A 13,313-nucleotide genomic window follows, 5' to 3' on the forward strand; every position below is an offset into this window, starting at 1 on the left:
ACTGAACTTGTTTCAGTTTCTATAAATAAAGAATAATTATTATTTATAGATTCCGAAATAAATTCGGAATGACAAATTTTGTGCTTTTTAGAGAGACTCTTTTTATAACTTAATTCGATATTATTTCTTCAATTCCAAAAGAACCAAATCAAATTCCGAATCAATTGTTACTTTTCCATTGGCAACAACCGTTTCTTTTCCAGAATAAGCATCTTTTACTTTGGCTCCGTTTTGGAAGATTGTTCCAGTTGAAATTGTTTTTTTGCCTTTGGCTAAATCCAATCCAATAACTACTTGATCACTGTAATTTTCTTTAGAATAACTACGGCTAAATACATACGGTTTAGCAGTTATTTTTTGGTGAACTCCAGCACCAACTGATGGATGATTTTTTCTAAACTGACCTAATTTTTGCCAGTGTGCTAGTGTTTTTTGAGTAGATGGGTCATTTTTAATATCGTCCCAATTCATAAATGAACGCAAGGTAGCATCACCTTTTGTGCCTTCAATTACTAAGTTTCTAGCCGATTCATCTCCATAATATACTTGTGCCGTACCTGGAGTTAATAATAATTTTGTCGCGCTCTCAAAGGTTTTTTCTCTCTTACCATCAAAAGGTGTTGAGTCATCGTGTGATGAAACATAATTCAGTACGCCAAAACCTTTTAATTCTTTTTGCAATGTATTTGAGTAGTATGAGAACAAACTTTCATAGTCTTTTTTAGCTTCATTTTTAAATTCGAAATTGATTAAACTATTGAATCCATTAGCAAAGTAATTCACTTTTTTGTCACCAAAATCATAGTATAAACCACCGCTAATGTTGTAACCAGACACTTCACCTGTGGTGTAAAACGAATTGCTGTCTAGAACTTTTTCAGGATTGTTTTTCTTCCAATTGGTAAATGCATAATCGCATTGTTTTCTAAATTCGGCCCAAACACCTTCTTCAAGATGTTTTGTTGTATCAGCACGGTATCCATCAATTCCATATTCAGTGATGTAATCTGTCAACCATTTGATGATGTAATATTTGGGTGCTCTTGGGTAGCCTGTTCGGGCAAAGAAAGCATCTAATTCTTTTACTTCTTGTTCGTAACGACCTTCTTTTTTCCATTTTTCTACTAAAGCTGCTGGTAGTTCTACATTTTGCTCGCTTTCAGTACGTGTGTCAGGAAGATTGGCTACCAAGGTACAAGCGGTTGTATTTGCGTAGTTTTTGTAGTCGCAAGCTGGGCTTGTTCGTACCCAACTTTCTGGCCAAACCGCATCCTGAGGGGTTATGGGCCCCGTATGATTGATAACTCCGTCAAAAACAATACGAATTCCATGTTGGTGTGCTTTTTCAACCATGGTTTTTAAATCTTCGGCTGTTCCAAAGTTGGGGTCTAAAGCAGTCCAATCTTTAGTCCAATAGCCATGAAATCCATAACTATATCCGGTTCCTTCATTCGTTCCATCGTGAATTTGTTCAACTAAAGGTGTCATCCAAATGGCATTGATTCCCAATTGGTCAAAATAGCCTTCCTCAATTTTTTGAGTAATTCCTTTGACATCGCCACCCATAAATCCGCGTAGTTTACCCGTTTCTTTATTTCGATTGTAATGGATGTCATTGCTCGGATCTCCGTTATTAAAACGATCGGTCAATAAGAAGTACAAATTAGCTCCTTCCCAAACAAAAGGAGTGGTAGTCGTTTCTTTATTTTGAGCTTGAGTTGCATTTGACGAAATAAAAACAGTCAAAAGAGTTAGTAATAAAATATTTTTTTTCATGGTCTTGATTATTTAAGTTCTAATATCAAAGCTGATTTAGCCTCGATAGTAATGTTGTTTTTAATATTAATACTTTGTCCCGAAATTACATCTTTTCCTGTTGAATAGTGTTGGGTATTTTCTTTAAAACGAGAAACGTTTACTTCTTGTTTTTCATCCGAATTGTTGATGATTACCATTACACTTTCAGCATCATTGTATCTAAAATAAGTGTAGACATTATTTTCAGGAACATAATGTGTGGTTTTTACGTTATGAATTACCGATTTTCCTTTCCTCCAGTTGAATAATTTGGAAGTAAAATCGAAGTATTGTTGTTGTTCTTTAGTGCGACTTTCAGCAGAAAAAGCGTTTTTAGAATCGTCTTTCCAACCACCAGGAAAATCACGACGGATATCGCCATCGCCTACATTTTTATCGCCTTTCATTCCAATTTCAGAACCATAATACAATTGTGGAATACCTCGAACAGTTGCCACCAAACTCATAGCCATTTGATATTTTTTCAAATCCCCTTGGTAGATTTGGTTGAAGCGGTTGGTATCATGATTTTCGGCAAAAACTAAGATGTTGTTTGTATTTGGATACAAGAAATCATTGGTAAAATTTTCATATACTTTAATTATTCCTTTGTCCCAACTGGCTTTGTTTTCGTTAAAAACACCTCCGTTAATAGCATCGTGCAGCGTAAAATCCATCACCGAAGGCAGATTGGAATTATAGCTTTGAATAGCTCCAATTTTACTGTCCTTTTGCCAATAGGCCATTTGAGCTTGATCGTGCATCCAAACTTCTCCTACGATATTGAAATGTGGATATTCATCTGTAATGGCTTTGGTCCAAGCAGCAATTCCTTTTTTGTCGCAATACGAATAGGTGTCCACTCGGAACCCATCTAAGTCGGCATATTCAATCCACCAAATGGCATTTTGAATTAAATAATTTAACACCAAAGGATTCGATTGGTTCAAATCAGGCATGGATTTGACAAACCATCCATCCATACAGATTTGAGCATCTGTTTTGGAAGCATTTTGATCAAACTGAGAGGTCATTCGGTAATTGGTTTGTTTAAAACCAGGAAATTGATGAATCCAATCATAAGTAGGCAAATCATTCATCATCCAATGTTGGTATCCCCAATGGTTGGTCACATAATCCATTATGTTTTTCATACCACGTTGGTGCAATTCGGCACTCAATCGAACATAATCTTCATTGGTTCCAAAACGAGAATCAATTTTATATACATCAGATTGACCGTAAGTATGATACGATCCTTTTTCGTCATTGTCTTCGCAAAGTGGGGTAGGCCAAAGTGCGGTAGCCCCCAATGATTTGATGTAGTCTAGGTTTTTGATAATCCCTTCTATATCACCCCCGTGGCGTCCGTCTTTATTAGCACGATTGGCTTTTTCAATCGTTTCTTGGGTGCTGTCATTGTTCGGATTGCCATTAGCAAAACGATCGGGCATCAATAGATAAATCATATCCGAACTATCAAATCCTTTGCGGAAACGTGAATTTTCTCTCCTTGATTTTAAACTGTATTTTTGAGTAAATGTTACTTTTTTATTTTTCGAAAACGAAAAAAGCAAGTCTTGTGCTCTTACATTCTTGGTATCAATAGTTACAAAAAGATAGTTTGAATTTTCAGTCTTTTGAACATTTTTAATACTAATTCCATTGGAAACTGTTACTTCGTTTTGAGCAATATTTTTCCCATAGAACATAATTTGCACTTCTGATAGATTCATGTCGGCATACCAAAAAGGTGGTTCAACACGATCAATTTGCGCGAAAGCAAATGTTGTAGTAAGCAGTAAAAAGAAGACTTTCTTCATAGCAATTTTATTTTTTACCCAGGCAACCAACGGATTAAAATCCGTTGTTAAATAATCAGTCGTTCCTACGGAACTTTGGTATATTTCCGAGAGCCGTAGGTTCGACCTATATTCAAAGGCTGGATTTTAACCCAGTCTTATTGGTTCTATGTTCACTAAACCATTAGCTTCCACAACCACTTCTTTTCCATTCACAACAACAGTAATAGCGTTGTTACCTTCTAAAGCAATTTGAGTTTCAGATTGGCTAACCGATACTTTTACAATTTGGTTTCTGAAATTGATTTTAAACGAATATCCTTCCCACTCTTTCGGGATTTTTGGAGCAAAATGTAAGGTGTTGTCTTTCACACGCATTCCGCCAAAACCTTCTACAATGCTCATCCAAGTACCCGCCATAGAAGTGATGTGACATCCTTCTTCCACTTCTTTGTTATAATCGTCTAAGTCCAAACGTGACGTTCTTAAATAGAAAGTATATGCCATATCCATTTTATCCAAAACAGCCGCTTGAATAGAGTGAACACAAGGCGAAAGTGAACTTTCGTGAACCGTAAATGACTCGTAAAACTCAAAGTTATTTTTCAATTGTTCTTTTGAAAAATGATCTTCAAAGAAATAGAAACATTGCAATACATCGGCTTGTTTGATGTATGGCGAACGTAAAATTCTATCCCAAGACCATTTTTGGTTGATTGGGCGTTGGCTTCTATCTAAATCGGCTACGCGAACTAATTCTTTATCCAAGAAACCGTCTTGTTGTAAGTAGACTCCCAATTCTTTCGATTCTGGAAAGTACATATTGTCGGCTACTTTTTTCCATTCTTGCAACTCAGCATTCGATAAATTTACTTTTTCAATAATGCGTTTGTGATCGGATTGGTATTCTAAAGATACTTTCTGAATTTGTTCAGCTGCATAATCAATACACCATTTAGCAATATAATTGGTGTAGAAGTTATTATTAACGTTGTTTTCGTATTCGTTAGGACCTGTAACCCCTAAAATCACATATTTATTTTGGTTAGTAGAAAAAGTCGCTCTTTGGTGCCAAAAACGAGCAATACCAATCAACACTTCCAATCCTTTTTCAGGAATATAACTGTAATCTCCTGTAAAACGATAATAGTTAAAAATAGCAAAGGCAATCGCACCATTTCGGTGGATTTCTTCGAAGGTAATTTCCCATTCGTTATGGCATTCTTCTCCGTTCATGGTTACCATTGGGTACAAAGCAGCGCCATTGGTAAAGCCTAATTTTGCTGCATTCTCAATCGCTTTATCCAATTGATTGTAACGATACGTCAATAAATTACGAGCTACTTTCTGGTCTTTAGTTGCCATGTAAAAAGGAATACAATACGCTTCGGTATCCCAATACGTTGAACCACCATATTTTTCTCCAGTAAAACCTTTCGGTCCAATATTTAAACGAGAATCTTTACCTAAATAGGTTTGGTTCAATTGGAAAATGTTGAAACGGATTCCTTGTTGTGCTTTCACATCGCCTTCGATAGTGATATCTGACATTTCCCAGATTTTAGCCCAAGCAACTTTTTGTTCTTCTAAAAGAGCTTCGTATCCTTTGGCTAAAGCCAATTTAATGACATTTTCTGCTGCCGTTTGGGTGTTGGCATGATTCATGGAAACGGTGTAGCCACCAATTTTCTGAATCGCCGAAGTTTGACCTTGTCCAATTACGGTTTCGTAACTGTGTTGGATTTTTTCGTTAGTGGCATCAATAGCAACTGGCGAAATGTTTTCATTTTTTCCATTGGCCCAAATACTATTGTGCATGAAAGTAGTTGCCTTGAAATGTGTTTTGAACGTTTGAGCCGTTACAAAAGCTTCATTACTTCCTTTTTTAACTTCTAATGGTTCCCAAAATTTCTCTTCCCAATTCGCATCTTCGTTAGTTACTCCAGCGTCGATATAAGGTTTGTAGACAATTTTAGCGTCTTTGTTCAATGGAGAAATTTCGTAATTGATGATTCCCACTTCGTCCAGATTAATAGATAAGAAACGTTTTACGTTTACTGCAATTTCGGTTCCGTTTTGCAAAGTAGCTTCAAAAGAACGTTGGTACCAACCTTCTTTCATATTCAATTCCCGACGGAAATTACGAACTGAAGCACATGCGTGTAAATCTAAATTTTCACCATTGATTTCGATATCAATTCCAATCCAATTGGGTGCGTTCAATACTTTGGCAAAATATTCTGGATAGCCATTTTTCCACCAGCCCACTTTGGTTTTATCAGGATAGTAGATTCCGGCAATATAACTTCCTTGAAAAGTTTCGCCAGAATAGGCTTCTTCAAAATTGGCACGTTGCCCCATGGCTCCGTTTCCAATACTAAAAAGACTTTCGGATGATTTTACTCTTTCTACATCAAATCCTTCTTCAATAATCGACCAGTTGTCTGGTTTTATATAATCTTGGTTCATTTTTTTAATTTGAAAATTTGAAAATTTGAAAATGGGTTAATTCTTCCCAAGTTCAATTTTTTAATTATTTATAAGTGAATTTAAAAAGGCTTCGTCAATAAAAGTGAAGTCTTTAAAATTGTATTTAGCTTCGTTTAAAATGCTTGCTTCTCCAATACCAATACTGGTCATGGTGGCAATATTTGCGGCTTGAATTCCGGCAACCGAATCTTCAAAAACTATGGAATTTTCATTGCTAATTCCCAATTTTTGTGCTGCTTGAAGAAATACTTCAGGGTCTGGTTTAGCGTTGCTTACGTCATTTCCATCAACAATCACATCGAAGTAAGATAGAATACCTGTTTTATCTAAAATGGGTCGAGCATTTTTACTTGCCGAACCCAAAGCGATAGGTTGTTGATTGGCTTTCAAGAATTCTAAAACCGACATTACGCCAGGAAGTATTTCGCTTTGATCCATATCTACTAGATAAGTCAAATACTCCTCGTTTTTTTGAACTAACCATTGGTCTTTTTGATCCTGAGAAGCTTCGACGTTTCCAAGACCTAAAATAATATCAAGTGAGCGTACGCGGCTAACTCCTTTTAATAATTCGTTGTGTTCGTGTGTGAAATCGATACCCAATTCGTTTGCAATTTTTTTCCAAGCCAAATAATGGTATTTGGCTGTATCTACAATTACGCCGTCAAGGTCGAATATAAATCCTTTTTTTGTCATTATTTATTTTTTTACTACGTCATCGACATCTTTAACTCGTGTTACCAAAAGTGCAGCAATAATAAAACTAACTCCGCTGGTTACAATAGCATAGATGGCGTTGTCTTGATACACATATTTCACAAGAGGACCACCAATTAAGGCATTCACAATCTGTGGCAATACCACAAAAAAGTTAAAAATCCCCATGTATACTCCCATTTTGAAAGGAGAAATAGAACCTGCAAGAATAGCAAATGGCATCGATAAAATACTTGCCCAAGCAATCCCTACGGCTACCATCGAAAGAATTAAGAAATCCTCATTAGGTGCAAAATAAATGGAGATTAGACCTAGTCCACCTATAATTAATGAAATGGCATGAGTCGCTTTTCGTCCAATTTGTTTAGCGATGTAAGGCAAAGCAAAAGCATAGATGGCAGATACTAAGTTGTACACTCCAAATAGTACGCCTACCCAATCACCTGCGGTTTGATAGGCATCACTTGAATTGTCACTAATTGGTAAACCGTAAATGTGATGTGCAATAGCTGGAGTTGTAAAAACCCACATGCCAAACAATCCAAACCAAGAGAAAAATTGAACAAAAGCCAATTGTCTCATTGTGGATGGCATTTGTCTGAAATCATCAATTACATCAAAAAGACTAGATTCTTTTTCTGAAGCTGGTTTTTCATCCGAAAATTGGGCTAACTCTTCCGGTGAATATTCTTTAGTACTGAAAATAGAAATCAATACGGATCCTACTAGGACAATTGCACCAATGATAAAAGATAAGATTAAATTGTAAGGCACTCCGCCCTCTTCATTTTTGTTTGAAATTCCAAACCAATTGGTTAAAACATATGGGAGCCATGATCCAATAACCGCTCCAAAACCAATTAAGGCGGTTTGTACACTAAATCCCGCAGTTCTTTGGTCAGTTCTTAAATTATCACCTACTAATGCTCTGAAAGGTTCCATTGCAATATTAAAAGAGGCATCCATAATCATTAACATTCCTGCGCCAACCCATAAAGCGGGAAGCATAGCGATGAAAATTTCGGCTTGTGGCATCAAGATTAAACCAATAGAAGCTAGAATCGCACCCGCAAAGAAAAATGGTTTTCTTCTTCCAAAGCGGCCCCATGTTTTGTCACTGTAATACCCAATTATAGGTTGTACAATTAATCCCATTAATGGAGCAATTATCCAAAACCAAGAGAGTTCGTGCACATCGGCACCAAAGATTTGAAGAATTCGGCTAGCATTAGCATTTTGCAATGCAAAACCCATTTGTATGCCTAAAAATCCAAAACTCATTGTCCAGATTTCAGCGGTACTTAATTTACGCTTTTCCATAGTAATTTACTTTAAAAAATGGGTTTGTTTTATACTTAAAAACAGCCATTGAATCGTAAAAGTAAAAATATATTTGTAACTAAAAAGAGCCAAATTGAATTTTGGATAAATAATTTTAACTACAAGGTTGTAGTTGCGATAGAAGTAACATTTTTAATTTAAATTGTAGATTCCCGTTCAATTAAATGGGTAGCAATAACCTCTGTTCTATAATTTTCTTCCCCTTCTTCTTCCTCTTCAGATTCTAGTCTATTGATTAGAATTTTCGCAGCTTTTGCACCCATTTTTTTCCCTCTTTGAGAGACAGTAGTTATTGTTGGGGTAGAATATTTTGATATAATACCGTCTGTAAATGCTATTACTGCAATATCATTTGGAACATTCAATCCCATTTTTGTAGCTGTTTTAATTATGGTAACTGCAAAAAGTTCGTTTACAGCAAAAACAGCGTCTATTGCCTTATCCTTTAAAAATGTACTAATCGTAATTTCGCTATTTGCTATGTCCTCAATTTTGAGTATTAAATTTTCATCAAAGGCGATGTTGTTGTCAAGTAATGCTTTGGTGTAACCATCGGTTCGCAGTTTTCCAACGCTTACATAATCCATTGTGGTGACAAGAGCTATTTTTTTTCTTCCTTTATCGATTAGACTTTGTACTGCTTCATATGCAGCAGCTTTATCATTAATGATGACTTTGTCACACAAAACTTCATCTGTGACTCTATCAAACATTACAACAGGCATTCCTTGATTGATCACTTCGGTAATGTGATTAAAATCGCCCTTAAATTGGGTTTCTTTAGATAATGACATTATAAATCCATCAATACTACCTTTAGCAAGCATTTCCATATTCAAAACCTCTTTGTCAAAAGACTCGTCAGACAAGCAAATAATAACATTGTAACCATTTTCATTGGCTACATGCTCAATGCCATTAATTACGGTTGAGAAAAAATGATGGACAATTTCAGGAATGATGATTCCTATAGTTTTTGTTTTTCTGTTTTTTAAACTTAAAGCAATATTATTAGGTGTATAATGGTGCAATTTAGCGTAAGCTTGAACTTTTTGACGGGTTTCTTCTCCAATTTCAGAGCTATTTCTGATCGATTTTGAAACGGTCGAAATGGAGACGTTGAGGTCTTTTGCAATCTGTTTTAGCGTTACTTTTCTCTTCATGATTTAAATAAACGGAAATAATAATTGCGTATAAAGGTAAATTTAATTTTCACAATTAAAATACTATTCAGAACAAACAAAAAAGCTACTCCTTGAATGGAGTAGCTTTTTTTAACTACAATTAACACCTAAACTAAATACTAAATTTTTCCATCTTTAATTTCATCCACAATTTCTGGATTCAATAAAGTGGTGATGTCTCCAAAGTTTGAGAAGTCGCCTTCTGCAATTTTACGCAAGATTCTACGCATAATTTTTCCAGATCGTGTTTTTGGTAAACCCGAAACGAACTGAATTTTATCCAATTTGGCAATAGGTCCAATATGATCTGAAATATGTTGATTAATCTCTTTGCTTAAGTTATCTCTATCACGGTTTTCTCCTGATTCTTTTAAGATGACAAACCCGTATAAAGCATTTCCTTTGATGTCGTGTGGGAAACCTACAATAGCTGATTCGGCCACCGCTGGATGTTCGTTGATAGCATCTTCAATAGGTGCAGTTCCTAAATTATGTCCTGAAACAATCACTACGTCATCGACACGACCTGTAATTCTATAATAGCCTACTTCGTCACGCAAAGCTCCGTCGCCAGTAAAATATTTCCCTGGGAAAGCACTAAAATAAGTTTCTTTATAACGTTGATGGTCACCCCAAATAGTTCTTGCGATACTCGGCCAAGGGTATTTAATACATAAACTTCCGGTTACTTGATTGCCTTCAATTTCGTTGCGTTTTTCATCCATCAAAACGGGTTGAATACCCGGTAATGGAAGCGAAGCATAGGTTGGTTTTGTAGGCGTCACAAAAGCCAAAGGCGAAATCATAATTCCTCCTGTTTCGGTTTGCCACCACGTATCTACAACTGGACATCTTTTTCCGCCTACGTGGTCGTTGTACCAGTGCCAAGCCTCTTCATTGATTGGCTCACCAACAGATCCAATTACTTTTAAAGATTGTAAAGGATATTTTTGAACGTATTCTACACTTTCTTTAGCCAATGCACGAATAGCTGTTGGGGCTGTATAGAATTGAGTGACTTGGTGTTTTTCAATTACTTCCCAAAAACGACTGAAGTCTGGATACGAAGGAACTCCTTCAAAAATTACAGTGGTAGCTCCATTTAACAACGGTCCGTAAAGAATATAAGAATGTCCTGTAATCCAACCAATATCTGCGGTACACCAGAAAACATCATTTTCTTCGTAGCTAAATACATTTTTGAAAGTATAAGCAGTATATACCATATAACCTGCTGTAGTGTGTACCATTCCTTTAGGTTTTCCTGTAGAACCTGAAGTGTAAAGAATAAACAAAGGATCTTCAGCATCCATAATTTCAGCAACGTTAGTATTCATTGCATCATCTAAAAGTGGTTGCAACCATTGGTCACGTCCTTCTTTCATATTCACGTTGGTGTTGGTTCTTTTGGCAACCAAAACCGTTTCAACGCAAGGACATTTTTCTAAGGCTTCGTCCACAATGCCTTTTAAGTCAATCGCTTTGTTACCGCGGTAACTTCCGTCAGAAGTGATGACCATTTTACATTCGCAATCGTTGATTCTTGAAGCCACTGCCGAAGCAGAGAATCCTGCAAAAACGACCGAGTGAATCGCTCCAATTCTAGCACAAGCCAATAATGAAATGGCCAATTCTGGAATCATTGGTAAATAAATACAGACACGATCTCCTTTTTTGACGCCTTGCTCACGCAAAACATTAGCCATTTTTGAGACTCGTTCGTACAATTCGTTATACGAAATGTGTTGCGCTGCCTCTGAAGGATCATTCGGTTCAAAAATAATGGCTGTTTTTTCTCCTCTTTTGGCAAGGTGTCTGTCAATACAGTTCTTTGTAATATTTACTTTGGCATTGGTAAACCATTTAATTTCGGCTTCAGCCATATTAAAATCAATTACGTTGTCCCATTCTTGGTACCAAGTAAAATTTTCAGAGGCAATTCGGTCCCAGAATTTTTTAGGTTCACGAATCGATTTTTTGTAGTGTTTGAAGTATTCTTCTAGATTTTCAATTTTATAATAACTCATGGTATTCTATTTTATATGTTCTAATTCTGTTTGTTTTTATTTGCTGTAACTTCCAATTTTGTATTTTTTCAATACCTCGATAATTTCGCCTACAATGGCTTCGTCATCAATAGTAGACGGAATTTGGAAATCTTCACCGTCAGTTATGCTTCGCATTAATTTACGAAGAATTTTACCCGAACGGGTTTTTGGTAAACGATTTACAATAACTACATTTCGCAATGAAGCAACCGCACCAATTTGTTGGCGTACCAGTTTTACAATTTCTTGTTCCAATTGGAAATGCTCCATGTCATCTCCGTGCTTTATGACTACCAAAGCCAATGGTGTTTGCCCTTTTAGTTCATCGTGAATTCCAATAACGGCACATTCTGCTACAGACGAATGTGAAGCTACAATTTCTTCCATTTCGGCAGTAGAAAGACGGTGACCCGCTACGTTGATTACATCATCCACACGACCAGTAATAAAAATATAATCATCGTCATCCTTGAATCCGCCATCACCTGAGAAATAGTAACCTGGAAATTTTTCTAAATAACCTGCTTTGAATCTTGGGTTGTCTTTCCATAAATCCAATAAGGTTCCTGGAGGCAAAGGCAATTTGATAACTACATATCCTTCTTCGTTGGGTCCTACTTCTGTACCGTTTTCACTAAAAATTCGGATGTCAAATCCTGGAACTGCTTTTCCAACAGATCCCGGTTTGATTGGTAAATATTCAATCCCCATCATATTAGCTACAATTGGCCAACCTGTTTCTGTTTGCCACCAATGGTCAATAGCTGGAACCGGAATGTGTTCTTGGTACCATTCTAAAGTAGCTACATCACAACGTTCACCCGCTAAAAACTGAATTTTTAGCGAACTTAAATCGTGTTTTTTGATGAATTCTCCGTTGGGATCTTCTTTTTTGATGGCACGAATGGCTGTTGGAGCCGTAAACATTACGCTTACTTTATGTTCTTCAATCATTCTCCAAAAAGTACTTGCATCGGGAGTTTTGATTGGTTTTCCTTCAAAAATAATAGTTGTATTTCTATTGATTAGTGGGCCATAAACAATATAGCTATGTCCTACAACCCAACCCACATCAGAAGCTGCCCAAAACACTTCACCTTCTTTGGCATTATACACATTTTGCATTGAATATTTTAGAGCTGTGGCATAACCACCTGAATCACGAACGATTCCTTTTGGTTTCCCAGTTGTCCCTGATGTGTATAAAACATACAAAGGATGTGTGGAGTTCAACGGAACACATTCTGCTTCTTCCGAACCATATACCAATGCGTCATAATCCACATCGTATTTTTTAAATGGCACTTTTGCCCCTAATTTTCGGTTCAGAATAATTACTTTTTTAGGTTTGTGTTCGGCCAATTGAATAGCTTCATCAACTAACGGTTTGTAAGCAATCAATCGGTCAATTTCAATTCCTGAAGAGGCAGTGATTATTGCTCTTGGTTTGCAATCGTCAATTCGAATAGCCAATTCGTGAGGAGCAAATCCTCCAAAAACTACTGAATGTGTCACTCCAATTCGCGCACATGCTAACATGGCAAATGCGGCTTGCGGAATCATAGGCATATAAATTACGGCTGTATCTCCTTTTTTTAATCCCAAAGATTGCATTCCTCCAGCAAGTTTAGCTACTTCGGTTTTTACTTCTAAAAAAGTATATTTTTTTATGGTTTGAGTAACAGGTGAATCATAAATTATGGCTACTTGATCACCAAAACCCTCTTCAATATGTTTGTCTAATGCTAAATAGCATACGTTTAATTCTCCGTCTTTGTACCAAAGCGGATAACCATTTTCATCAGAAGATAAAATGCTTTCAGGTTGTGTAAACCAATCTATACTTCCGGCTTGTTTTTTCCAAAACGCTTCCGGATTTTCGGTGCTTGCTGCGTAGGTATCTTTATAATTCATTGTAACTTTTTTATATAAAT

At 36.4% G+C, this 13,313-nt stretch carries 8 protein-coding genes; all 8 read right to left on the reverse strand.

Annotated features, from left to right (window positions below; genetic code table 11):
* Positions 1–120: 120 nt before the first annotated feature.
* A complete protein-coding gene (locus LPC23_RS04105) occupies positions 121–1,776 on the reverse strand; it encodes an alpha-amylase family glycosyl hydrolase (protein ID WP_229331303.1) in 1,656 nt (551 codons plus the stop codon).
* 8 nt (positions 1,777–1,784) lie between these two features.
* Positions 1,785–3,620 (reverse strand): glycoside hydrolase family 13 protein, encoded by a 1,836-nt coding sequence (locus LPC23_RS04110; RefSeq protein ID WP_229331305.1) that lies wholly within the window; start codon positions 3,618–3,620, stop codon positions 1,785–1,787.
* 126 nt (positions 3,621–3,746) lie between these two features.
* Positions 3,747–6,068: a glycoside hydrolase family 65 protein gene (locus LPC23_RS04115; RefSeq protein WP_229331306.1), complete on the reverse strand. Its 2,322-nt coding sequence runs from the start codon at positions 6,066–6,068 to the stop codon at positions 3,747–3,749.
* Between the two features lie 60 nt (positions 6,069–6,128).
* On the reverse strand, positions 6,129–6,785 hold the full coding sequence (pgmB, locus tag LPC23_RS04120) for a beta-phosphoglucomutase (protein ID WP_229331308.1): 657 nt from the start codon (positions 6,783–6,785) through the stop codon (positions 6,129–6,131).
* 3 nt (positions 6,786–6,788) lie between these two features.
* Complete coding sequence (locus LPC23_RS04125) at positions 6,789–8,126, reverse strand: MFS transporter (protein WP_229331310.1); 1,338 nt, start codon at positions 8,124–8,126, stop codon at positions 6,789–6,791.
* Positions 8,127–8,284: 158 nt separating this feature from the next.
* Positions 8,285–9,310, reverse strand: a complete 1,026-nt coding sequence (locus tag LPC23_RS04130; RefSeq protein WP_229326806.1) for a LacI family DNA-binding transcriptional regulator — start codon at positions 9,308–9,310, stop codon at positions 8,285–8,287.
* A 140-nt stretch (positions 9,311–9,450) separates the two neighbouring features.
* Positions 9,451–11,358: an acetate--CoA ligase gene (gene acs, locus LPC23_RS04135; protein WP_229326808.1), complete on the reverse strand. Its 1,908-nt coding sequence runs from the start codon at positions 11,356–11,358 to the stop codon at positions 9,451–9,453.
* 36 nt (positions 11,359–11,394) lie between these two features.
* Complete coding sequence (locus LPC23_RS04140) at positions 11,395–13,293, reverse strand: acetate--CoA ligase (protein WP_229331312.1); 1,899 nt, start codon at positions 13,291–13,293, stop codon at positions 11,395–11,397.
* Between the last annotated feature and the right edge of the window lie 20 nt (positions 13,294–13,313).

This window comes from Flavobacterium ammonificans, assembly GCF_020885975.1.
Classification (GTDB): domain Bacteria; phylum Bacteroidota; class Bacteroidia; order Flavobacteriales; family Flavobacteriaceae; genus Flavobacterium; species Flavobacterium ammonificans.